Here is a 23508-nt window from a genome sequence, read left to right as displayed (position 1 = left end):
CCCCGTTTGCTTTGCCGCAAGCGGGTAGCGCAGGGTGATGACAGGCCAGTGACAGCCTGTTGACGCGAGTTCAGGCCTTGCCAAATCCACCTGGGGTCGGCGTCGTCACGATGACCGCCTCGCCAGCGTCGAGGATGGTCTGATCGCAGGCTTTCAGCGTCTCGATCGCGCCGGTCTTGCGGCGGACCTTGGTCGAACCGGCCTCGCCATCGCCGCCTCCGTCCAGTCCCCGCGGCGGGCGGTTGCGATGCGAGGACAGGATCGCGCATTCCATTTTTTCGAGGAAGCGGATGGTGCGCCTGGTGCCGTCGCCGGCATTCCATTTGCCTTCGCCGCCGGAGCCTTCGCGGATATGAAAATCCTCGAGCAATACCGGGAAACGCAGTTCCAGCACTTCCGGATCGGTCAGGCGCGAATTGGTCATATGGGTGTGGACGCCGGAGGTGCCGGCAAAACCGCGGCCGTCGTTCATCCGGCCGGCCGGCGAGCCCGAGCAGATCGTCTCGTAATACTGGTACTGCTTGTTGCCGAAGGTGAGATTGTTCATCGTGCCTTGCGCATTGGCCATCGCGCCCATGGCGCCGAACAGCGCGTTGGTGACGTGTTGCGAGGTCTCGACATTACCGGCGACGACCGCCGCGGGATAGGCGGGTTTCAGCATCGAGCCGTCGGGAATGATGATGTTGATCGGCCGCAGACATCCGGCATTCATCGGGATGTTGTCTTCGACCATGACGCGGAAGGCATAAAGCACAGCGGCTCGGGCGACCGGCTCTGGCGCATTGAAATTGTTCTTCATCACCGGCGACGTTCCGGTGAAGTCGACGGTGGCTTCGCGCTTCCGCCGGTCGACCGATATCTTCACCTTGATCATTTGGCCGGTGTCGGTCGGATATTCGTATTCGGAACTGTCGGGCAGCCGCTCCAGAACGCAGCGCACGCTTTCGGCGGCATTGTCCTGGACATGGCCCATATAGGCTTCGACCACATCGAGGCCGAAATGCGCGACCATCTTGCGCAGCTCGGCGACGCCCTTTTCGTTCGCGGCGATCTGCGCCTTGAGGTCGGCAATGTTCTGGTGCGGATTGCGCGCCGGGTAGGGGTGGTTGGTGAGCAGCGTCTCTAGGTCCTTCTCGCGGAACCGGCCGCGATCGACGATGCGGAAATTATCGAACAGCACGCCTTCCTCGTCGACGGTTGTGGCAAGCGGCGTCATCGAGCCGGGCGCGGTGCCGCCGATGTCGGCATGATGGCCACGCGAGGCGACGTAGAAGAGGATCTTCGGCGATTGGCCGATCTCCCCCCTTGTGGGGGAGATGCCCGGGAGGGCAGAGGGGGGCGTGACAGAATGAGAGGTCGGCGGGACAGCGCCCCCCTCTGTCGGCTTCGCCGACATCTCCCCCACAGGGGGGGAGATTGGGCGCTCTTCCTCAAAGACAGGCGTCACCACTGTGATATCAGGCAGATGGGTGCCGCCATTGTAAGGCGCATTCAGCGCAAAGACGTCGCCGGGGTGAATGTCGCCGGAATTGAGCCGGATGATGGTCTCCACCGAGCGGTCCATCGAGCCGAGATGCACCGGCATATGCGGTGCATTGGCGACCAGCGCGCCATCCCGGTCAAAGACCGCGCAGGAGAAATCGAGCCGCTCCTTGATGTTGACCGAGTAGGCGGTGTTTTGCAGCGTCACGCCCATCTGTTCGGCGATCGACATGAACAGGTTGTTGAAGACCTCCAGCATCACCGGATCGGCTTCGGTGCCGAGTGCGGCGTGTCGGCGCTTCTTCTCGACGCGCCGCATCAATACGTGGTCCTTGGCGGTGATCTCGGCCTGCCAGCCCAGCTCGACGACAATGGTCTGGTTCGGCTCGATGATCAAAGCAGGGCCGGCGATCTTGTTACCAGGCTTCAGCGTTTCGCGAGGGAAGATGCCGGCGTCGCGCCAGACGCCGTCGACAAAGATTTTCCGGTTCCCGGAAGGACTCGCGGCCATGTCTTCAACAACTGAATCGCTTTCGTCGCGGCCGGTGCCGCCGGTATCGGTACCTTCGACGCCGGTCGATTCGACGATCATCGGCTTGTCGTCGTAGACAAAGCCGAACTGCGCCTTGTGCGCCGATTCGAAGTCCGCCTTGGCCTGCGCGATCGAGCCGTGCCCGAAGTTCACAGGCAGCGCGGTATCGGTGCCGTTGTAGCGGATCTGCAGCACCGGTCTCGAGGCGACCGCGTCTTCGCTGATGCCTTGCGCGGCGAGTTCGTCGATGACGGCTTTGCGCAGCGTTGCGATGAGTTCATCGATCGCCGCCCCGGAGTCCTCCACCAGCGGCTTCAGCAGCGCCTGCTGGCGTGACGCAAATACAGAGGACAGGCCGATGCCGTATGCCGAGAGCAGGCCTGAGAAGGGATGGATCAGCACCGCCTCCATGCCGAGCGCATCGGCGACCAGGCAAGCGTGCTGGCCGCCGGCGCCGCCGAAGCAGTTCAGGAGGTATTCGGTGACATCGTAGCCGCGCTGCACCGAAATCTTCTTGATGGCGTTGGCCATGTTTTCGACGGCGATGGTGATGAACCCTTCGGCGACGGTTTCCGGCGAGCGGCCGTCGCCGATCTCGGCGGCAAGTGCGGTGAATTTTTCGCGAACCGTCTGGACGTCGAGCGGTTCGTCCTGGCCCGGTCCAAAAATAGCCGGGAAGAACTCGGGCTGCAGCTTGCCCAGCATGACATTGGCGTCAGTGACGGCCAACGGGCCGCCGCGCCTATAGGCGGCCGGGCCGGGATTGGCGCCGGCCGAATCCGGCCCGGCGCGAAAGCGGCCGGCCTCGTAATGGAGGATCGAGCCGCCGCCTGCAGCGACGGTGTGGATGCGCATCATCGGCGCGCGGATGCGCACGCCGGCGACCTCGGTGTCGAAGGCGCGCTCGTAGTCACCATCGTAATGGGCGACATCGGTGGAGGTGCCGCCCATGTCGAAGCCTATGACTTTGCCGAAACCGGCGAGTTTTGCCGTCTCGACCATGCCGACGACACCGCCGGCCGGGCCGGACAACAGCGCATCCTTGCCCTGGAACATGTCGGCGGCGGTGAGGCCGCCTGACGACATCATGAACATGAGGCGGGGAGATTGGCCGATCTCCCCCCTTGTGGGGGAGATGCCCGGCAGGGCAGAGGGGGGCGCCGTAGGGTGCTTTGTGTCATGATTGGCGTCACTAAGATGCTGAGATGCTGGCGGGACAGCGCCCCCCTCTGTCGGCTGCGCCGACATCTCCCCCACGAGGGGGGAGATTGGAGCCACGCCCAGCTCACCGGCAACCCTTTGCACATACCTTGCCAGGATCGGCGACAGATAGGCGTCGACCACCGTGGTGTCGCCACGGCCGACCAGCTTGATCAGCGGCGAGACCTCGTGACTGACCGAGACCTGCGAGAATCCGAGCTTTCGACAGACTTTGGCGACCGCCTTTTCGTGCTCGGGATGTTTCCAGGCATGCATGAAGACGATCGCGACCGCATCGATGCCATCCGCCTTGGCTTGCTCAATAGCCGGGCGTACGGAAGCAATGTCGAGCAGGCGCTCGACACTGCCGTCGGCGCGAACCCTTTCGTCGATCTCGACGACACGCTCATAGAGCTGTTCGGGAAGGATGATCTGCTTGGCAAAGATATCGGGCCTGGCCTGATAGGCAATCCTCAGCGCATCGCGGAAGCCTTTGGTGATGAGCAGCAGCACACGGTCGCCCTTGCGCTCGAGAAGGGCATTGGTGGCGACCGTGGTGCCCATCTTGACATCGCCGATCAGAGCGGAGGGGATTGGAGCGCCGGGTTGGACGCCGAGCAGCTCGCGAATGCCATGGATGGCAGCATCGGCATAGGCTTCGGGATTCTCGGACAGCAGCTTGCGCGGGTGCAGCCCGCCTTGCGGGTCACGGCCGATGACATCGGTGAAGGTGCCGCCACGGTCGATCCAGAAATCCCATTTTGCAGTCACTACGGCGGCTCCCGGGATTTTTCCCTGTTCGATCTGTTAGCTCGCGAGGCCCTGACCGGCAATCGTCAAGTGATTGGAATATGTTACAGGCAGAAACGCAACGTTACGAAACTCATGCGCAGCTTACGCATTGTGTCCTCGACCGCCGCCGGTAACGGAGGCGTGACTAGAGGAGAGATATCATGAAGAAACTCATTCTTGCGTCGGTGTCGGCGCTTGCGTTGCTTGGCCTTGCCGCCTGCAGCAACAGCGGCACCGACAACACCACGACGCAGAGCACCAACCCGCCGGCATCCGACCAGACGATGAAGCCGGCTGCTCCTGACGCCAACAAGCCTGCCGAGCCGGCTCCGGCGCCTGCGCCGGCTGCTCCGGCTCAGTAGTCAATGTGACAACCAAGGAAAGGCTGGCCTCACAGGCCGGCCTTTCTGCTGCTTACGATGCCAGCGCCTGGCGGCCGAGTGCGACGACGTGAGCGCTGGCGCCAGCCGCCTCAGGCATTGCGCCAAATCGATTGGGCCAGCCCCTGCGTCACTGTCTTGGCTTGATAGCGATGGGTGGTTAGCCCTATGAAGCCCCATGTCGATTTGGGACCGCCTTGGTGACTTCGTCACACGCGTTTCATCTTCAGCGTCGTCAGGCGTCGCCGAAGTGGTCGAGGCCGTGCGCACGGTTTTCTCCGGCGATGCCGATCTGCGCCGGCGCGTCGCCTTCTCGGTGGCGATGATCGCCCTGTCGGCCAAGATGGCCAAGGCAGACGGCATCGTCACGCAAGACGAGGTGCGGGCCTTCCAGGAAATATTCGAGGTGCCGAAGGAACAGAGGCGCAATGTGGCGCGGCTCTACGATTTGGCCAAACGCGACATTGCCGGTTTCGAGACCTATGCCGAGCGGATGGCGCAGCTTTGCGGTTCGGGCCATTCGAACTGCCTGATGCTCGAGGACATACTCGACGGGCTGTTCCACATCGCCAAGGCCGACGGGCTGGTGCATGAGCGCGAGGGCCAATTCCTGCATCGCATCGCCGAGATATTCCGCATCGATGAGGCGCATTACCAGAGCATCCTGGCCCGGCATGTCGATCTGGGTGCGGCGGATCCCTATATTGTGCTCGGCATCGAGCGTGGGAAGCCGTTCGAGGAGGTCCGCAGGCGCTACCGCAAGCTGGTCTCCGACAATCATCCGGACCGGCTGATCGCACGCGGCCTGCCGCAGGAATTCATCAAGATCGCGACGACCAGGCTGGCGGCGATCAACGCGGCCTATGAGATGATCGAGCGAGGCCTGCGGCACGCATGAGCGGCTTTCCGCCCGACGAGCCGAGGGCCGAGGTCAGGGTATCGCCGAATTTCGGACCACGGCGCGGGACGCTCGGACCCGATATGATCGTGCTGCACTACACCGGCATGGCTACTGGCGCCGGTGCCGAGGCATGGTTGTGCGATCCGGCAAACGAGGTCTCGTCGCACTACCTGGTCCATGAGGACGGCCGAATTGTTCAGATGGTAAGGGAAAGCGACCGCGCCTGGCATGCCGGTAAGAGCTCGTGGTTCGGACAGAGCGACATCAACTCCTGTTCGATCGGCATCGAGATCGTCAATCCGGGGCATACGCTCGGCTATCGCAACTTTCCAAAACCGCAGATCGACGCGGTGATCGGCCTGTGCGCTGGGATCATCGAGCGCCATTCCATTCCGGCGCAGCGGGTGCTTGCCCATTCCGACGTGGCACCGGGGCGCAAGGTCGATCCAGGCGAGAAATTTCCATGGAAGGCCTTGTTTGCCGCCGGTATCGGCCATGTTGTGCCGGCAGCACCGATCCGGCGCGGCGCCGTGCTGAAGCCAGGCGATACCGGCGCCGAGGTAGAGGCGCTGCAGTCGATGCTGGCGCTCTATGGTTATGGCGTCGAGATCACCGGCACTTTCGACCGGCAGACCGAAATCGTGGTCGAGGCATTTCAGCGGCATTTCCGGCAGCGCCTGGTCGATGGCATGGCTGACGGATCGACGATCCGCACGCTAGAAAGGCTGCTCGCTTCCGAAGGATAGCCTCTCTCAAATAATCTTTTGCCAGCTTAAAAGTTACAATCTGTTACTCAAAGTGACTTGCGTCGCCTTCTTTGGCGCCAATTCCGTCGTCAAAGGCGATCCGTACAGATTGTCGGACGTCTATCCCCCAAATGTTCCGATGTTGATTGAGGGTATCTGCGCGAAGTTCTTTGTGCAGATCAAACAGAACAGGATCACATGCAGAAATTGACCGTTTTAACGGCAGCCATTGCTGCCGGCGTAATGACTTTTGCCTTCAGTGCGGCGAACAGCGCACCGCTGAGCCAGCGGGCCGATCAGGGCTTCAGTGCCGCAGCCGGCAAAACCGCCATGCCGAAGGGTGGTGCAAAAGTAGAGAAGACCGCCACCGCAAAAGTGGAAAAAGCGGCCGCGGTAAGGACGAAAACGCCAGTCTCCGCGAAAAGGCCAACCGCTGCGAGAAAGACAATCGCCAAACAGCATGTGAAGCGTAACCGCAAACGCATCGACCGCATGGCAACGGCGTCAGTCGCTCCGAAGAGCAGGCCAGCGCCTCAGGCGGCGGTAGTCGGCGGCAGCGGACAGTATTCGGCGATCATTGCGCGTTATGCCGCCAGCTATGGCGTCCCGGTGTTGCTCGCCAACGCCGTCATCAAGATCGAAAGCAACTACCAACCGAACCAGGTCGGCAGCGCCGGCGAGATCGGCCTGATGCAGATCAAGCCGGCGACGGCAAGGATGATGGGCTATAGCGGTTCGGTTCAGGGTCTCTACGATCCCGATACCAACATCAAATACGGCATGAAGTACCTTGCCATGGCGCGGGATCTCGGCGGCGGCACGACCTGCGGTACGATCCTGAAATACAATGCCGGCCACGCCGCCACACGGATGAACCCGGTGTCCGCAGCCTATTGCGGCAAGGTCAAGGTGCAGCTGGCAGCACTTGGAGCGCCCGCCTGACAAGCGACAACTTGCTTTTTCGTTTGCGTTTTCGGGCCTGAACCCCTTTATACGCCTTGCCAGCTGGCCGGGCGGCCGCATCCGCGAAGCCGAAAGGCTGCGGGTGAGGAAAGTCCGGGCTCCATGGAGACACGGTGCCGGTTAATGGCCGGCGGGGGCGACCCCAGGGAAAGTGCCACAGAAAGCAAACCGCCACGATCCAATCGTGGCAAGGGTGAAAGGGTGGGGTAAGAGCCCACCGCGCGACTGGCAACAGGAGCGGCACGGTAAACCCCACCGGGAGCAAGACCGAATAGGGGCGGTGCGAGGGGAAACCCTCGAGGGCTGTTTCCGGCTCACCGTCCGGGTAGGTTGCGTGAGGCGCATGGCAACATGCGCCCAAGATGAATGGCCGCCACGTTCTCGCCCCGCAAGGGGCGAGGGCCATACAGAACCCGGCTTACAGGCCAGCTGGCAGTTTTCCCCGATAAAAGGAAATCTCCCGATATCAGCAGGTTGCGTTTTCGGGCGCAGCCGTTGATTCAGTTTTCGCTCCGCAATCGAGCGCGGCATTCCTTGAAAATGGTGCGATTAAATCGTACCATTTGGATGACGGTATTCAGGAGCGCGTCATGGGACAGGTCGATAAACGCAGCATCACGCTGTCGCCGGAACTGGCCGCCGCAGTCGACGACGTGGTCGCCGCCGGCGAATATGCCTCGGCGAGCGAGGTGATCCGCGACGCGCTGCGGCAATGGAAGGACCGGCGCGACCTGCTCGGCTACACCGTCGAGGAATTGCGCAAGCTGGTGCAGGAAGGGATCGACAGCGGCCCGGGACGGTTTGCGTCGATCGACGAAATAAAGGCCGAAGCGCGGAGACGATTGAAACCCGACAGCGCGGCATGAATTTGCTGCCCATCATCCGAACCGCAAATGCGGAAGAGGATTTAATCGCGATCTGGCTTCATGTTGCGCAAGACAACGAGGCTGCAGCCGATCGATTGCTCGATCGGATCGAAGCCCGCTGGCAACAAGTGGCCACTTATCCTTCTCAGGTGCCCCGCGCGAAGACATCGCGCCCGGCATCCTTCACCTGATCGTCGGCGAATACCTCACCCTGTACCGCGTCAGTGAAGAGGCGATCGAAATCGTTCGCGTGCTGCACGGCCGGCGCAAGATCGCGGCCGACGATCTAAGTTCGTGATTGCTGATTCAGCCACCGATTGCGTCCAGCGACGCCTCGATCGCCTGCCAAAGCTCTTCCACCGGCTCGCAGCCGATCGACAGGCGAACGAAGCCGGGCGGAACGGCATCTCCCCTTTTTGATCGCCGTTCGGCCGAAGTGTGCACGCCGCCGAACGATGTCGCGGCCTGCATCAAGGCGCAATTGTTGATGAAATCCTCGGCCTTGTCCTCCGAGGCGAGCACGAACGAGATGAGAAAGCCGAAGCGCTCCATCTGGGCGCGGGCAAGATTGTGCGATGGATCGCTCTCCAGCCCCGGAAAGCGCAAGCCGCTGATCGCGCGATGGTTTTTCAGCCGTCGCGCTATCATTTCGGCGGAAGCGCACATGCGGTCGAAGCGCACGTCCAGCGTTTCGAGGCCGCGATGCACCAGCCATGCCTCGAACGGCCCGGGGATGGCGCCCGACGTCTCGCGCCAGTCGGTCACCCTCGAGATAAAATCCGCGTCGCGGCTGGCGACATGGCCGAACAGCACATCGGAATGGCCGTTTGGTGCCTTGGTGTCGGCAGCAATGACGATATCGGCGCCGAGATCGAGCGGGCGCTGGCCGAAAGGCGTCATCGTCGTGTTGTCGACCACAAGCACCGCACCCGCTCTATGCACGGCCTCGGCGACGGCTGCGATGTCGCATATGTCCAGTCCTGGGTTGGCGGGCGTTTCGACGAACGCAAGCCGATACCTATCGAAGCCGCCGTCGAGGAAGCTCGATGTTGGCCGGACATCATAAGCGACGCCGAAGGACTTCAGGAAGCGCTCTGCCAGCGCTCTCGTCGTGTGATAGCCGTCGGACGGCAGCAGGATACGGTCGCCGGCTTTGAGCAGGCCGAAAAATACCGCCGAGATGGCAGCCATCCCCGAGGGAAAGGCGACGCATGCGGCGTCTTCCAAATGCGCCAGCATGTGCTCGACCGCATCCCAGGTCGGATTGCTGAAGCGGCCATATTGATCGTAGCCGGTGGCGTCGCCGGGCGCATGAAAGATGGCGGCCATGGTCAGGGGCAAGGGGATCGGGTCGCCCTTGGCCAGCCCGCCGCGGCGCAGATGGGGAAGTGCCGCGGCGCGTGACTTGGCTGTTTCGGACATGGTTTCAACCTCGTTACTGACCGGAAAAGGAGATGCTGAGGCTATGCGCGGCAGCGATCCGCAGCAAGCCGGCTCCGGTTGGGCCACACGGCTCTAAACGCTTCGTTAGGCTTAATAGACGATAAAGACGGGAGTGCCGTCAAAGCTGCTCTCCCCAGTCGTGGCAGGCGCGTTTTGAAGACTGTTCCCGTTGACGCCCATAACACCCCATGATATCCCATTCCGATACTCAAGCCTTCGTTCCGTGTCAGGGTGAAGCGTACGCCAATCGGGCAGCCGCGGCGGCTGCGCGTTTGCCTGCGTTCGCCCGTCACAACGAAGCGGGTTTTGGACGCCGACCGGGCCGGGGCGGCGCGGACAGGAAGATGCAGAGGGGTGCGGCGGCGCAAGCGGCCGTAACGCGTAATGGACCGGTTTCTGTCGAACGCGGTGAACAGGATCGATGCGAAGGGACGGGTGTCCGTGCCGGCGCATTTCCGTGCCGTTGTGCAGAAACGCGGCTATTCGGAACTTTATGCGCTACGCTGCCTGGATCGCCCGGCGATGGATGTCGGTGGGCTCGACCTGCTCGATCGCTACGAGCAGCGTATCGCCCAGGAAGACCCGTTCCTGCAGACGGCGGACGACATGTCGTTCTTCTGCCATGGCGATGGAACGTTTCTGAAGCTCGACCAGGACGGCCGTATCACGATGAGCGATTTCATTCGCGAGCATACCGGCATTTCAGCGGAGGTGGCCTTCGTTGGCCGCGGCAATTTCTTTCAGATCTGGGAGCCGGGACGGCTCAGCGCCTACGGGACGGAAGCACGCGCCCGGCTTTTGCAGCTTCGGCAGGGGACGAAGCCCGGGGAGCGGCCGGAATGATGGCGGGCGACGGCGATGAAGTTCATGCCGCTGGCGGACCAGCCCGTCACATTCCGGTCCTCCTTGCCGAAGTTCTGGAGGCGCTGGCCCCGACAAAAGGCGAGGTGATCGTCGACGGCACGTTCGGTGCCGGCGGCTACACCAAGGCCATTCTGGCAAGCGGAGCCTCGGTCGTCGCCATCGACCGCGATCCGGATGCGATCGCGGCGGGGCGGGCCCTTGAACAGCAGTCCGGCGGCAAGCTCAGGCTTGTCCAGGCACCGTTCTCGACGCTCGACGAGCAGGTTGAAAGTGCCGATGGCGTCGTGCTCGACATCGGCATCTCCTCCATGCAGATCGACCAGCCGGAGCGCGGCTTTTCATTCCGGGCCGATGGACCGCTCGACATGCGCATGGCGCAGGCGGGCCTGAGCGCCGCCGACGTCGTCAACACCTTCAAGGTGGGCGATCTTGCCCGCATCTTCGGTTTTCTCGGCGAGGAACGCCATGCCGGGCGCATCGCCCGCATGATCGAGAGCCGTCGCGAAAAACGCCCCTTCGAGCGCACGCTCGACCTTGCCGATGCCATCGAGACGCATATCGGTCGCGCGCCGAAAGACAAGATCCATCCGGCCACCCGCGTTTTCCAGGCGCTGCGCATCTTCGTCAATGACGAACTCGGCGAACTGGCCAAGGCACTGTTTGCCGCAGAGCGCGCGCTGAAACCGGGCGGGCGGCTTGTCGTGGTGACCTTCCATTCCCTCGAGGACCGCATCGTTAAGCGCTTCATCGCCGACAGAGCCGATTCAGCGACCGGATCGCGGCACCTGCCCGAGGCGCAGGCGCGCACCGCCACCTTCACCAAGAAGGGCGGCGGCGTGACGCCTGGCGATGCCGAGATATCGGCAAATCCGCGGGCGCGCTCGGCAAGGCTGCGCACTGCAATCCGTACAGAGGCGCCGGCGCGTGCCGGCGATTTTTCGATTTTCGGCCTGCCAAAACTGCCTGGCCCAAAGCTTCCCGGCGCCGATCGAGCGGGAGAGAGGTGAGCACGTGTTTCGTACCAGCGACATAGTCCTGATCGCCGTCATGGTTTCGGCGGCTGCCCTGACCTACAAGACCAAGCGCGAGGCCGAGGAGCAACTGGCGGCAGTGCACAAGATCCAGGCGCAGATCCGTTATGAGGAGGACACGATCGACCTGCTCAAGGCGGACTGGAGCCTGCTTACCCAGCCGTCGCGCCTGCAGAAACTCACCGAAATCTACAAATCGCAACTCGGACTCGAGCCGGTCAATGCGCGGCAGATCGTCGGGCTGGACGATCTGCCGGCGAAACCCGTCAACATCGAGGACCTTTCATCGCAGCGGCTGGGCGGCATGGCCGATATGGGCGGCAAGGATCCCGTGGTGACCGGAGGCATCGTCCAATGATCACCGGATTTCCAATCGCCGCCAGATTTCCAAAGATTGGCAGGCTGCTGAAGCGCGGTTCGAATCCCAGCGCGGGCGGATCGATCGTGGTCGAAGGTGCCCGCAAGGTGACCGGTGGCAAGGGCAGGACCCGCATCGTCATGACGATGGCGGTGTTCTTCGGCATCTATTCGACCATTGCCGGGCGGCTGGTCTATCTGGGTTTCCAGAATCCCGACCTGTCGGGCGGGCCGCAGAGCCGGGTGACGGCATCGCGACCCGACATCGTCGACCGTAACGGCGAAGTGCTGGCGACCGACATCAAGACCGCGTCGCTGTTTGCCGAACCGCGCCGCATCGTCGATGCCGACGAGGCGATCGAAAAGCTGTCGACGGTGCTTCCCGAGATCGACTACGAGCAGACATATAACAAGCTGAAGAGCGGCGCCGGCTTCGTCTGGCTGCAGCGGCAACTGACGCCGAAGCAGCAGGCCGACATCATGCAACTCGGCATCCCCGGATTCGGCTTTCGCACCGAAAAGCGCCGGTTCTATCCGGCCGGCGAAACCTCGTCCTACATTGTCGGCCTCACCAACATCGACAATCAGGGCATCTCCGGCATGGAGAAATACATCGACGAACAAGGCTTGAGCGACCTTCAGGCGTCGGGTCTGGCGGTGGCCAAGGATTTGAAGCCGGTGCAGCTCTCGATCGACCTGCGCGTCCAGCATATCGTGCGCGACGAGGTCGCCACCGGCATGGAAAAGTACCACGCGATCGCGGCGGGCGCCGTTGTGCTCAACGTCAAGACCGGCGAGGTGCTGGCGATGGCGTCGGTTCCGGATTTCGATCCGAACAACCCCTATAACGCGCAGGACAAGGACCGGCTCAACCGCATGTCGGCCGGCCTCTACGAAATGGGGTCGACCTTCAAGAGCTTCACCACCGCCATGGCGCTCGATTCCGGCAAGATAACGCTGCAAAGCCGTTTCGACGCATCGCGCCCGATCAGGATCGGCCATCAAACCATCCATGATTTCCATGGCAAGGGCCGGGTACTGTCGGTGCCGGAAGTGTTCATCTACTCCTCCAATATCGGCTCTGCCAAGGAAGCCGAAGCGGTTGGCATCGACGGACACCGCGAATTCCTGCATCGCCTGGGAATCCTCGAGAAGATGCAGACCGAACTGCCGGAAGTCGCTCGGCCGACCGAGCCCAAGGTCTGGAAGCAGGTCAATTCGATCACCATCGCCTTCGGCCACGGTGTGTCGACGACGCCGCTGCAGACAGCGGTCGGCTGCGCCGCGCTGATGAATGGCGGCTATCTGATGGACCCGACCTTCCTGCCGCGCACGCAGGAGCAGGCGATGGCGGTGGCCAAGAAAGTGGTCAGCGACAAGACGGTCGAGGGCATGCGCTATCTCTATGCACTCAATGCCGAAAAGGGATCCGGCCGCAATGCACGGGTGCCAGGATACCGGGTGGGCGGCAAGACGGGAACGGCGGAGAAGGTTGTCAACGGCCGTTACTCGAAGGAAAAGAATTTCAACGCCTTCGTTGCGGCTTTCCCGATGGACGATCCGCAATACATAGTGCTTACGATCGCCGACGAACCGAAGCCGGAAAAGCCCGGCATGGGTGCTACGGCCGCCTCGAACGCGGGCATCATGGCTGCAAACATCATCCGACGTGCGGCTTCCATGCTTGGCGTGAAGCCAGATTTCAGCCATGAAAATGGTGCAACGCTGGTTTCCTATCAGTGATTCTTGGGGCGCGCCGGCAACTGCGCGCTATTTTGTTGCGATGAACGAGGTTCGATGAAGCTGAAAAATCTAGCCGGTATCCTGCCTGTCGAGGGGACAGCTTCCTTCGACATGGAGGTTACAGGGATTTCGTCGGATTCCCGCCAGGTAACACGGGGCGTCGTCTTTTTCGCGCTCACCGGCTCCAAGGCGGATGGCGCAGCCTACGCAGCCGATGCCGCGAGCCGCGGCGCCGCAGCGATCGTGGTCGGCAAGGGCAGTGCCGTCGCCGGGCTGCCAGTTCCGGTTCTTGTCGTAGACGATCCGCGCCTTGCGCTGGCGCTGAGTGCTGCCCGTTTTTTCGGCATGCAACCGCAAACCATGGTCGCGGTGACCGGAACCAGCGGCAAGACCTCGGTCGCCGCATTCACCCGGCAGATATGGGAGCAGGCGGGTTTCGCCGCCGCCTCGATCGGCACGACCGGCGTGGTGGCGCCGGGCCGCAACGAATATGGCTCGCTGACCACGCCGGATCCGGTGGCACTGCACAGGCTGCTCAAGGAGCTGGCGGAGGCCGGCGTCACCCATGCCTCGATGGAAGCGTCCAGCCATGGCCTCGACCAGCGCCGGCTCGACGGCGTCAAGCTTGCGGCCGGCGGCTTCACCAATCTCGGCCGCGACCATATGGACTATCATCCGACGGTCGAGGACTATCATCGCGCCAAATTGCGTCTGTTCGACGCGCTGCTGCCGAAGGGCGCGCCGGCGGTCATCTTTGCCGACGACCCGTGGTCGGAGCCGACGATCAAGGCGGCGCGGGCAGGGGGACTGAATGTGCTGACGGTCGGCCGCCACGGCGATTTCCTGCGGCTGAAGCGGGTCGAGCACGAGCGCCACCGCCAGCGCGCCGAGGTCGAAGCGGACGGCGTTCTCCATGAAGTCGACTTGCCGCTGGCCGGCGACTTCCAGATTGCAAATGCGCTGGTGTCGGCCGGCCTCGCCATTTCGACTGGAACATCTGTTGCCAAGGCGTTGATGGCGCTGGAGAAATTGAAGGGCGCGCCGGGACGGCTCGACCTTGTCGGGACGGCGGCCAACGGCGCGCCCGTCTATGTCGACTACGCTCATAAGCCGGATGCGCTGGAAAACGTGCTGGCTTCGGTGCGCCCCTTTACCACCGGCCGCGTCATCGTCGTATTCGGCTGCGGCGGCGACCGCGACCGGGGCAAACGGCCGATCATGGGCGAAATCGCCACAAGGCTGGCCGACATCGTCATCGTCACCGACGACAATCCCCGCTCGGAAGTCCCCGAGACGATCCGCGCCGCAATCCTCGCGGCGGCACCTGGCGCGATCGAGATCGGCGACCGGCGCAAGGCCATTCACGAGGCGGTCGGGATGCTACATGCCGGCGACACGCTGATCGTCGCCGGCAAGGGCCATGAGGAAGGCCAGACCATCGGCACCGAGACGCTGCATTTTTCCGATCATGAGGAAGTTCGCTCGGCGCTGCGGGAGCAAGCGGCGTGAGCTATCTGTGGACCTCCGAGGCGCTGGTTGCCGCCATGGATGGCCGGCCGCTCGGTCCGATGCCTGAAGGCATCGCCGGCATTTCCATCGACAGCCGCAGCCTGCAGCCGGGAGACGCCTTCTTCGCCATCAAGGGCGAGGCGATGGACGGCCATGATTTCGTCACCGCCGCCATCAAGGCGGGCGCCGGCGTGCTGGTCGTCGCCGAGGGCAAGCTGCCGTCGCTGGGGCGGCTGACGGCACCGATGATCGTCGTGGAGGACGTGCTTGTCGCTCTGGAAAAGCTCGGCGTTGCCGCGCGCGCGCGCTCAAGGGCCAGGGTGATTGCCGTGACCGGGTCGGCGGGCAAGACCACCACCAAGGAAGCGCTACGCCACGCTCTCTCCGCGGTCGGTACGGTGCATGCATCGGCCCAGTCGTTCAACAATCACTGGGGCGTGCCGCTGACGCTGGCGCGCATGCCGCAGGATTGCGACTATGCCGTCTTCGAGATCGGCATGAACCATCCGGACGAGATCCGGCCTCTGGTCAAGATGGTCCGGCCGCATGTCGCCATCGTCACGTTGATCGCGGCGGCTCACCTCGGCTTCTTCCGCAACCTGGACGAGATCGCCAAGGCCAAGGCAGAGGTTTTCGAGGGACTGGAGCCCGGTGGCGCCGCCCTTCTCAACCGCGACGATGCGCGCTGGAAGCTGCTGGAGAAGATGGCCAAAGAGGCCGGCGTCGAGCATGTCTACGGGTTCGGCGAGAATGCCCGGGCGACCTTCAAACTGATCAAATGCGAGCTCAATGCCGATCACTCGGTCATCACCGCCAAGATTGGCGGGCACGAGATTGTCGCCAGGATCGGCGCGCCGGGCCGCCATATGGTGCAGAACGTGCTCGCGGTGCTTGGTGCCGCGCATCTGGTCGGCGCCGACGTCACCAGAGTTGCGCAGGCGCTGGCCGATCTTTCGCCCGAACGCGGACGCGGCAAGCGCTATGTGTTGCGTCACCCCAACGGGCCGATCACGCTGATCGACGAGAGCTACAACGCCAATCCGGCGTCGATGAGCGCTGCAATGGCACTGCTCAACACGACGCCGGTGTCGGGCGAGGGCAGGCGCATTGCCGTGCTCGGTGATATGCTCGAGCTCGGCAGCCATTCGGCGAAATTGCATGCCGCGCTTGCCGGTCTGATCGTCGGCACCGACACGCGCACGGTCTTTCTCGGCGGTCCGGAAATGCGGGCGCTGGCCGACGTTTTGCCCGGCGAGATCAAGACGGAATACCGCGCCGGTGCGGAAGATCTGAAACCGGTTCTTCTATCGGAATTGAAGCCCGGTGACGTGGTCATGATCAAATCGTCGAAGGGCATAGGCTTTTCAAAGCTGGTCGAGGCGTTGCTCGGCAAGTTTCCGGCGGAAGCCACAACCAGCAGACAGACCTAGGATCGGTCCGGGGGACGCAAGCGCATGCTAACACTGCTCGTCGAATTTGCGGACAAGATCTCGGTCTTCAACGTCTTCCGCTACATAACCTTCCGCACCGGCGGAGCGCTGATCACAGCGGCACTGATCGTGTTCATTTTCGGACCGACCATCATCAATTCGCTGCGGCTGCGGCAAGGCAAGGGCCAGCCGATCCGTGCCGACGGGCCGCAGACGCATTTCAAGAAGGCGGGAACGCCGACAATGGGCGGACTGATGATCCTGTCCGGCATCGTCGGTTCGTCGCTGCTGTGGGCGAACCTGTCGAGCATCTACGTCTGGGTGGTCCTGCTGGTGACGCTGGGATTCGGCTCGATCGGCTTTTACGACGATTATCTCAAAGTAACCAAGCAATCGCATCTCGGCTTTTCCGGCAAGGCGCGGCTGGGGCTCGAATTCGTCATCGCCGGCATCGCCGCCTGGGTGATCATGCATAACGGCCAGGCGCCGTTCTCGTCATCGTTGACATTCCCTTTCGCCAAGGAGTTTCTCGTCAATCTCGGCTGGTTCTTCATCCCGTTCTCGTGCTTCGTCATCGTCGGCGCCGGCAATGCGGTGAACCTGACCGACGGTCTCGACGGGCTGGCGATCGTGCCGATCATGATCGCAGCCGCATCCTTCGGCGTCATCGCCTATCTCTCCGGCAACGCGGTGTTCGCCGAATATCTGCAGATCCATTTCGTGCCCGGCACCGGTGAACTTGCGGTGGTCCTTGGAGCGGTGATCGGCGCCGGTCTCGGTTTCCTCTGGTTCAATGCGCCGCCGGCGGCGATCTTCATGGGCGACACCGGCTCGCTGGCGCTGGGTGGGCTGATCGGCACGGTCGCGGTGGCGACCAAGCACGAGATCGTGCTGGTCATCGTCGGCGGCCTGTTCGTCGTCGAGATATTCTCGGTCATCATCCAGGTCGGCTACTTCAAGATGACCGGCAAGCGCGTCTTCCTGATGGCGCCGATCCACCATCATTTCGAAAAGCTCGGCTGGACCGAAAGCCAGGTGGTGATCCGCTTCTGGATCATCGCCGTCATCCTGGCGCTGGTCGGCCTGTCGACCCTGAAGCTCAGATAGGAGGCCGCTTGATCCCCGCCGCATCCTTTTCAGGCAAGCGCGTTTCGCTCTTCGGGCTCGGTGGCTCGGGGATTGCCACGGCGCGCGCGCTGATCGAGGGCGGCGCGGATGTGCTGGCCTGGGACGACAATCCCGATAGCGTCGCCAAGGCCGGCGCGGTCGGCATCACGACAGCGGACCTGCGCGGTGCGGACTGGGCGAGGTTTTCCGCCTTCGTGCTGTCGCCCGGCGTGCCGCTGACGCATCCCAAGCCGCACTGGACCGTCGAGCTGGCGCGGGGCTCAGGCGTGGAGATCATCGGCGACATCGAGCTTTTCTGCCGCGAGCGGATGCTGCTGGCACCGGCAGCACCTTTCATTGCCATTACCGGCACCAACGGCAAGTCGACGACCACGGCACTGACGGCGCACATCCTAAAATCGGCTGGGCGCGACACGCAGATGGGCGGCAATATCGGCCGCGCGGTGATGACGCTCGATCCGCCGCAGCCTGAACGGCACTATGTGGTTGAGTGCTCTTCCTACCAGATCGATCTTGCCCCTTCGATCAATCCGACGGCCGGTGTGCTGCTCAACCTGACGCCGGACCATCTCGACCGCCATGGCACGATGCAACACTACGCCTCGATCAAGGAGCGGCTGGTGGCCGGCAGCGAGACGGCAATCATCGGTGTCGACGATTCCTGGTGCGCCCAGATCGCCGATCGGCTGGAGCGGGCCGGCCGGCAGGTCATCCGCATCTCCAAGCGCCTGCCGCTGACCGACGGTTATTTCGCTGACGGCACCAACTTAATGGAAGCCGTGCACGGCCGCTACAGCCGTGTCGCCTTCCTCGAAGGCATCGGCTCGTTGCGCGGCCAGCACAATGCGCAGAACGCGCTGGCCGCCGCCGCCGCCTGCCTCAAGGTCGGGCTCGAGCTCGGCGAGATCCAATCCGGACTGGAGAGTTTCCCTGGGCTGGCGCACCGCATGGAGCAGGTCGGCCGCAAAGGGCATGTGCTGTTCGTCAACGATTCCAAGGCGACCAATGCCGATGCCGCTGCACCGGCGCTGTCGAGCTTTGCGCGTATCTACTGGATTGCCGGCGGCCTGCCGAAAGAGGGCGGCATCGAGCCGTTACGCGGCTTCTTCCCGCGCATCGCCAAGGCCTATCTGATCGGCGAAGCCGCACCGGCCTTTTCGGCGACGCTGGGCGAAGCGGTGCCCTACGAGATATCAGGCACGTTGGCGGCGGCAGTCGAACACGCCGCCCGCGATGCGGCCAGGGATAGTAGCGGCGAGGCAGTGGTGCTGCTGTCGCCGGCCTGCGCCAGTTTCGACCAGTTCAAGAATTTCGAAGTCCGCGGCGAGGCGTTCAGGCAAGCCGCAACCGCCATTGATGGCGTGAAGCCCATCGGAGGGACACGATAATGCAAAGCCGTCTCGACAAAAGCCCTGTGGCGACCTGGTGGTGGACGATCGATCGCTGGTTCCTGGCGGCGTTCCTGTCGCTGATGGGGCTCGGCATCGTTTTGTCCTTCGCCGCAAGCCCGGCGGTGGCCGAGCGCATCGGGCTCGACAGTTTCCACTTCGCGACACGCCAGATTATCTTCACCATTCCGGCGCTTGGGGTAATGCTGGCCGTCTCGTTCCTTGAATCCAGGCAGATCCGGCGCGTGGCGCTGGTCATGTTGTGCATCATGCTGTTTCTGATGGTGGCGGTGCTCTATATCGGCGTCGAGGTGAAGGGCGCGCGGCGCTGGGTGTCGCTAGCCGGCCTGTCGATCCAGCCGTCCGAGTTCCTGAAACCGGCCTTCGTCATCATCTGCGCCTGGTTGTTCGCCGAGCACAAGCGCCAGCCCGACATTCCGGGCAATTTGTTCGCCATGTTGCTGCTTGCACTGGTCATCTCGCTGCTGGTGGCGCAGCCTGACCTTGGGCAGACCATGCTGGTGCTCGGCACCTGGGGGGTGATGTTCTTCATGGCCGGATTGCCGTGGCTGTGGATCGTCGCGCTGGGTGCTGCAGGCGTCGGCGGCGTGTTCGCCGCCTATGCAGTGTTCCCGCACGTTGCCGGCCGTATCGACCGCTTCATGACCGGCGAGGGCGACACGTTCCAGGTCGACATGGGCCGCGAGGCGCTGATCAATGGCGGCTGGTTCGGCGTCGGGCCGGGCGAGGGCACCGTCAAACGGGTCATCCCCGACAGCCATGCCGACTTCGTCTTCTCGGTCGCCGGCGAGGAATTCGGGCTGATCATGTGCTTCTTCATCATGTCCATCTTCGGGTTCATCGTGCTGCGCGGCCTCAACACGGCACTCAAGGAGCAGGACGATTTCACACGCTATGCGGTTGGCGGCCTGGTCACGGTCTTCGGCCTGCAGTCGGTCATCAACATGGCCGTCAATCTGCAGCTGATGCCCGCCAAGGGCATGACGCTGCCGTTCATTTCCTACGGCGGTTCCTCGCAGATCGCGATCGCCATCTCGATGGGCATGGTGCTGGCGCTGACGCGCAAGCGCCCGGAAAAGCGCAAGCAGCTGGGCTTCATGCCGTCGCCGCGTGCGATGCCGGCGGAGTGAGATGGCCAAGGGGGTCATCCTTCTGGCGGCGGGCGGAACGGGCGGACATCTGTTCCCGGCCGAGGCACTGGCGCACGAACTGACCGGGCGCGGCTGGGCGGTGCACCTGGCGACGGACGAACGCGCCGAGCGCTTTGCCGGGCAGTTCCCGGCGGCCGCCATCCATCCGATCCAGTCGGCGACGATGGGGTCGAAAAATCCTTTTGCCGTGCTCGCCGCATTTTGGAAAATCTGGCGCGGGGTGCGGCAGGCATCGGCCGTCATCGCCAGCGTCAAGCCCGCCATCGTGGTCGGCTTCGGCGGCTATCCGACGCTGCCGCCGCTCTATGCCGCGACCCGGCGCAAGGTGCCGACGCTGATCCACGAGCAGAACGCGGTGATGGGCCGTGCCAACCGGGCGCTCGCCGGCCGCGTCGACGCTATTGCCGGTGGTTTCCTACCGGAAGACACAAGTGCTACAGGCGTCAAGACGGTGACCACCGGCAATCCGGTCAGGCCGCAAGTGCTGGAAGCGGCGAAGACGCCTTATGCCGCATCGGCCGGTGAAGAGCCGTTCCGATTTCTGGTGTTTGGCGGCAGCCAAGGCGCGCAGTTCTTTTCCGATGCGGTGCCGGCGGCGATCGCCCGGCTTTCCGATGCACAGCGCAGGCGGCTGGCGATCACCCAGCAGGCGCGCGCCGACGATGTGCCGCGGGTGAAAGCGGCCTATGCCACGCTTGACATCGAGGCCGAGGTGTCGCCCTTCTTCACCGACATGGCGGCGCGGCTGGCGGCGGCGCATCTGGTGATGTCGCGCTCCGGCGCATCGACCGTATCGGAAATCGCGGTGATCGGCCGGCCGGCGCTGCTGGTGCCTTATCCGCACGCGCTCGACCACGACCAGGCGGCGAATGCGGCGGCCCTTGCGGCAGCGGGCGGCGCCGAGGTGCATCCGCAATCCACGCTTTCGGCGGAGCGGATCGCCGTGCTTGTCGGCGGGCTGATGGATGATCCAGGCAAGGCGGCGACAATGGCCGCGGCGGCGAAATCGTCCGGAAAACCGGATGCCGCGCGGTTGCTCGCCGATCTGACAGAGGCTATTGCGTCCAGGAAAACCGTTTCGGAATTCAGGAAGGAGACGCACGCATGAAGATGCCGCAGACGATCGGCCTCGTGCATTTCATCGGCATTGGCGGCATCGGCATGAGCGGCATCGCCGAGGTGCTGCACAATCTCGGCTACAAGGTACAAGGGTCCGACCAGGCCGAAAGCGCCAATGTGCAGCGGCTGCGCGACAAGGGCATCGAATGCTTCGTCGGCCATCAGGCCGAGAACCTCGGCGAGGCCGAAGTGGTCGTCGTCTCCACCGCAATCAAGAAATCCAATCCGGAACTGAAGGCCGCGCGGGAAAAATTGCTTCCCATTGTCCGCCGCGCGGAGATGCTGGCAGAGCTGATGCGTTTCCGCCAAGCGGTGGCGATCGGCGGCACGCATGGCAAGACGACGACGACTTCGATGGTGGCGACGCTACTCGAAGCCGGCGGGCTCGACCCGACGGTAATCAATGGCGGCATCATCAATGCCTATGGCACCAATGCCCGCATGGGAGACGGCGAATGGATGGTGGTCGAGGCCGACGAGAGCGACGGCACCTTCCTCAAGCTGCCGGCCGAGATTGCCGTCGTCACCAATATCGACCCCGAGCACCTCGACCATTACGGCTCCTTCGACAAAGTGCGCGAAGCGTTTCGTCAGTTCGTCGAGAATGTGCCGTTCTACGGCTTTGGTGTGATGTGCACCGACCATCCCGAGGTGCAGGCGCTGGTCGCCCGCATCGAGGACCGGCGCGTCATCACCTATGGCGAAAATGCGCAGGCCGACGTGCGCTTCACCAATCACCGCATGGACGGCCCGACCTCGGAATTCGACGTGGTGATCCGCGACCGCAAGACGCACGGCCAGATAACGATATCAGGCCTGCGGCTGCCCATGCCCGGGCGCCACAATGTCTCCAATGCGACGGCGGCGATTGCCGTCGCGCATGAGCTCGGCCTTTCGGCTGAGGCAATCAAGAAGGGCCTGTCGTCTTTCGCGGGCGTCAAGCGGCGCTTCACCCATACCGGTTCGTGGAACGGTGTCGATGTGTTCGACGATTACGGTCATCATCCGGTCGAGATCACGGCGGTACTGAAGGCTGCGCGCAGCGCTACCAAGGGTCGCATCATCGCCGTTACCCAACCGCATCGCTTCACCCGGCTGCGCGATCTGTTCGACGAGTTTTCCGTCTGCTTCAACGACGCCGATACGGTAATGGTGGCGCCCGTCTATGCAGCCGGCGAGGAACCGATCGACGGCGTCACGTCCGACGCACTGGTGTCGCGCATCCGCTCCGGCGGCCATCGCGACGCACGCTACATCGAAGGTCCGGCGGCGATTGCGCCGATCGTGCGCGAGGTGGCGAAGCCGGGCGATTTCGTCGTCTTCCTCGGCGCCGGCAACATCACCCAATGGGCCTATGCGCTGCCCAAGGAACTCGGCGGGACCATCTCATGATGCGCGGCCAGGCGTTGATCGAGAAGCTTGGCGACCGGCTTGCCGGACTGCGCGGCCGCATCACGCCCAATGCCGAGATGGACAAGATCACCTGGTTTCGAGCCGGCGGGCTCGCGGACGCATTGTTCCAGCCGGCCGACGAGGACGATCTTGCCACGTTCCTGAAGGCGGTGCCGGAGGAAATTCCGCTGACCATCGTCGGCGTTGGCTCGAACCTGCTTGTCCGTGACGGCGGCATTGCGGGCTTTGTCATCCGGCTTTCGGCCAAAGGCTTTGGCGAGACCGAAGTGATTGCGCCGACCACGATCAAGGCGGGCGCCGCGACACCCGACAAGCGCCTTGCGGCCGTTGCCTACGAGGCCGGCATCGGTGGCTTTCATTTCTACCACGGCATTCCCGGCGTCATTGGCGGAGCGCTGAGGATGAACGCCGGCGCCAATGGCGTCGAGACGCGCGAGCGCCTGGTCGAGGTGCGGGCACTCGACCGCAAGGGCAATGTTCATACGCTGAGCAATGCCGACATGGGCTATGCCTATCGCCATTCAGCGGCGCCGTCCGGGCTGATCTTCACGTCGGCGCTGCTCGAAGGCATTCCTGAGGACAAGGCGGCGATCAAGGCCGCGATGGATGCTGTCCAGAACCATCGCGAGACCGTGCAGCCGATCCGCGAAAAGACCGGTGGCTCTACCTTCAAGAATCCCGAGGGCACCTCGGCCTGGAAGGAGATCGACAAGGCCGGCTGCCGCGGCCTGATGGTTGGTGGGGCGCAGATGTCGCCGATGCATTGCAACTTCATGATCAACACCGGAACCGCCACGGGCTACGAGCTTGAATATCTCGGTGAGACGGTGCGTGCGCGCGTGCTCGAAAGATCAGGCATCCGGCTGCAGTGGGAGATCAAGCGCATCGGTAATTTTCGGCCGGGCCATGCCGTCCAGGAATTTCTCGGGCAGTTGCTTTAGGCAAGCTGACCGCCGTTGCCTTTCGGAGTCATGAATTCACATTTTGCTGCCGTTTTTGCGGAAAGTGAATCCATCGGAATCGTAAGCACTTGCCAGCGAATCAACTCT

The 23508-nt window shown here is 63.2% G+C and carries 20 protein-coding genes and 1 other RNA gene; 19 read left to right on the top strand and 2 right to left on the bottom strand.

Annotation, left to right across the window (positions count from 1 at the left end; all coding sequences use genetic code 11):
- Positions 1 to 70: 70 nt before the first annotated feature.
- Positions 71 to 3985: a hydantoinase B/oxoprolinase family protein gene (locus NKI18_RS27275; RefSeq protein ID WP_352619490.1), complete on the bottom strand. Its 3915-nt coding sequence runs from the start codon at positions 3983 to 3985 to the stop codon at positions 71 to 73.
- 182 nt (positions 3986 to 4167) lie between these two features.
- Here NKI18_RS27275 and NKI18_RS27270 point away from each other — a divergent pair, with 182 nt between their 5' ends.
- From NKI18_RS27270 to NKI18_RS27240, 7 genes are all read left to right on the top strand, one after another.
- Entirely contained in the window at positions 4168 to 4368 is a 201-nt protein-coding gene (locus NKI18_RS27270) for a hypothetical protein (protein WP_352492713.1), read from the top strand.
- 196 nt (positions 4369 to 4564) lie between these two features.
- A complete protein-coding gene (locus NKI18_RS27265; protein ID WP_023676779.1) occupies positions 4565 to 5284 on the top strand; it encodes a J domain-containing protein in 720 nt (239 codons plus the stop codon).
- Positions 5281 to 6033: an N-acetylmuramoyl-L-alanine amidase gene (locus NKI18_RS27260; protein ID WP_352619491.1), complete on the top strand. Its 753-nt coding sequence runs from the start codon at positions 5281 to 5283 to the stop codon at positions 6031 to 6033. The genes NKI18_RS27265 and NKI18_RS27260 overlap by 4 nt, the downstream gene beginning before the upstream one ends.
- Positions 6034 to 6231: 198 nt before the next feature.
- Positions 6232 to 6975, top strand: coding sequence for a lytic transglycosylase domain-containing protein (locus NKI18_RS27255; RefSeq protein ID WP_352619492.1), 744 nt, complete (start codon positions 6232 to 6234; stop codon positions 6973 to 6975).
- A 59-nt stretch (positions 6976 to 7034) separates the two neighbouring features.
- Positions 7035 to 7433, top strand: an RNA gene (rnpB, locus tag NKI18_RS27250) — RNase P RNA component class A.
- 153 nt (positions 7434 to 7586) lie between these two features.
- The gene (locus tag NKI18_RS27245) at positions 7587 to 7862 is read left to right on the top strand and encodes a type II toxin-antitoxin system ParD family antitoxin (protein ID WP_352453147.1); all 276 of its coding nucleotides are present in this window, start codon (positions 7587 to 7589) and stop codon (positions 7860 to 7862) included.
- Positions 7859 to 8053, top strand: coding sequence for a type II toxin-antitoxin system RelE/ParE family toxin (locus NKI18_RS27240; protein WP_352619493.1), 195 nt, complete (start codon positions 7859 to 7861; stop codon positions 8051 to 8053). The genes NKI18_RS27245 and NKI18_RS27240 overlap by 4 nt, the downstream gene beginning before the upstream one ends.
- Before the next feature lie 115 nt (positions 8054 to 8168).
- On the opposite strand, the gene NKI18_RS27235 is transcribed toward NKI18_RS27240, so the two are convergent.
- The gene (locus tag NKI18_RS27235) at positions 8169 to 9284 is read right to left on the bottom strand and encodes a cystathionine gamma-lyase (RefSeq protein WP_352619494.1); all 1116 of its coding nucleotides are present in this window, start codon (positions 9282 to 9284) and stop codon (positions 8169 to 8171) included.
- 405 nt (positions 9285 to 9689) lie between these two features.
- Here NKI18_RS27235 and mraZ point away from each other — a divergent pair, with 405 nt between their 5' ends.
- The 12 genes from mraZ to murB are packed head-to-tail and all read left to right on the top strand — an operon-like array spanning position 9690 to position 23400.
- On the top strand, positions 9690 to 10148 hold the full coding sequence (gene mraZ, locus NKI18_RS27230) for a division/cell wall cluster transcriptional repressor MraZ (protein ID WP_254818997.1): 459 nt from the start codon (positions 9690 to 9692) through the stop codon (positions 10146 to 10148).
- The gene (gene rsmH / locus NKI18_RS27225) at positions 10145 to 11176 is read left to right on the top strand and encodes a 16S rRNA (cytosine(1402)-N(4))-methyltransferase RsmH (RefSeq protein WP_352619495.1); all 1032 of its coding nucleotides are present in this window, start codon (positions 10145 to 10147) and stop codon (positions 11174 to 11176) included. The genes mraZ and rsmH overlap by 4 nt, the downstream gene beginning before the upstream one ends.
- A 4-nt stretch (positions 11177 to 11180) precedes the next feature.
- Positions 11181 to 11558: a cell division protein FtsL gene (gene ftsL, locus NKI18_RS27220; protein ID WP_352619496.1), complete on the top strand. Its 378-nt coding sequence runs from the start codon at positions 11181 to 11183 to the stop codon at positions 11556 to 11558.
- Positions 11555 to 13300, top strand: a complete 1746-nt coding sequence (locus NKI18_RS27215; protein ID WP_352619497.1) for a peptidoglycan D,D-transpeptidase FtsI family protein — start codon at positions 11555 to 11557, stop codon at positions 13298 to 13300. The genes ftsL and NKI18_RS27215 overlap by 4 nt, the downstream gene beginning before the upstream one ends.
- Before the next feature lie 54 nt (positions 13301 to 13354).
- Positions 13355 to 14809, top strand: a complete 1455-nt coding sequence (locus NKI18_RS27210) for a UDP-N-acetylmuramoyl-L-alanyl-D-glutamate--2,6-diaminopimelate ligase (RefSeq protein WP_023676769.1) — start codon at positions 13355 to 13357, stop codon at positions 14807 to 14809.
- Entirely contained in the window at positions 14806 to 16239 is a 1434-nt protein-coding gene (locus NKI18_RS27205) for a UDP-N-acetylmuramoylalanyl-D-glutamyl-2,6-diaminopimelate--D-alanyl-D-alanine ligase (RefSeq protein WP_353021204.1), read from the top strand. Before NKI18_RS27210 ends, NKI18_RS27205 begins: the two co-directional genes overlap by 4 nt.
- Before the next feature lie 24 nt (positions 16240 to 16263).
- Entirely contained in the window at positions 16264 to 17346 is a 1083-nt protein-coding gene (gene mraY, locus NKI18_RS27200) for a phospho-N-acetylmuramoyl-pentapeptide-transferase (RefSeq protein WP_023676767.1), read from the top strand.
- Positions 17347 to 17354: 8 nt separating this feature from the next.
- The gene (gene murD, locus NKI18_RS27195) at positions 17355 to 18755 is read left to right on the top strand and encodes a UDP-N-acetylmuramoyl-L-alanine--D-glutamate ligase (protein ID WP_352570481.1); all 1401 of its coding nucleotides are present in this window, start codon (positions 17355 to 17357) and stop codon (positions 18753 to 18755) included.
- Complete coding sequence (ftsW, locus tag NKI18_RS27190) at positions 18755 to 19906, top strand: putative lipid II flippase FtsW (RefSeq protein ID WP_352619499.1); 1152 nt, start codon at positions 18755 to 18757, stop codon at positions 19904 to 19906. The genes murD and ftsW overlap by 1 nt, the downstream gene beginning before the upstream one ends.
- A 1-nt stretch (position 19907) precedes the next feature.
- The gene (gene murG, locus NKI18_RS27185; RefSeq protein ID WP_023676764.1) at positions 19908 to 21035 is read left to right on the top strand and encodes an undecaprenyldiphospho-muramoylpentapeptide beta-N-acetylglucosaminyltransferase; all 1128 of its coding nucleotides are present in this window, start codon (positions 19908 to 19910) and stop codon (positions 21033 to 21035) included.
- Positions 21032 to 22438 (top strand): UDP-N-acetylmuramate--L-alanine ligase, encoded by a 1407-nt coding sequence (gene murC, locus NKI18_RS27180; protein WP_352619500.1) that lies wholly within the window; start codon positions 21032 to 21034, stop codon positions 22436 to 22438. Before murG ends, murC begins: the two co-directional genes overlap by 4 nt.
- Positions 22435 to 23400 (top strand): UDP-N-acetylmuramate dehydrogenase, encoded by a 966-nt coding sequence (gene murB, locus NKI18_RS27175; protein ID WP_352619501.1) that lies wholly within the window; start codon positions 22435 to 22437, stop codon positions 23398 to 23400. Before murC ends, murB begins: the two co-directional genes overlap by 4 nt.
- Positions 23401 to 23508: the final 108 nt, after the last annotated feature.

Origin of the sequence: Mesorhizobium sp. M0800 (assembly GCF_040320095.1) — a bacterium.
Lineage (GTDB): Bacteria > Pseudomonadota > Alphaproteobacteria > Rhizobiales > Rhizobiaceae > Mesorhizobium.
This window is presented reverse-complemented; position numbering and strand designations above follow the sequence as displayed.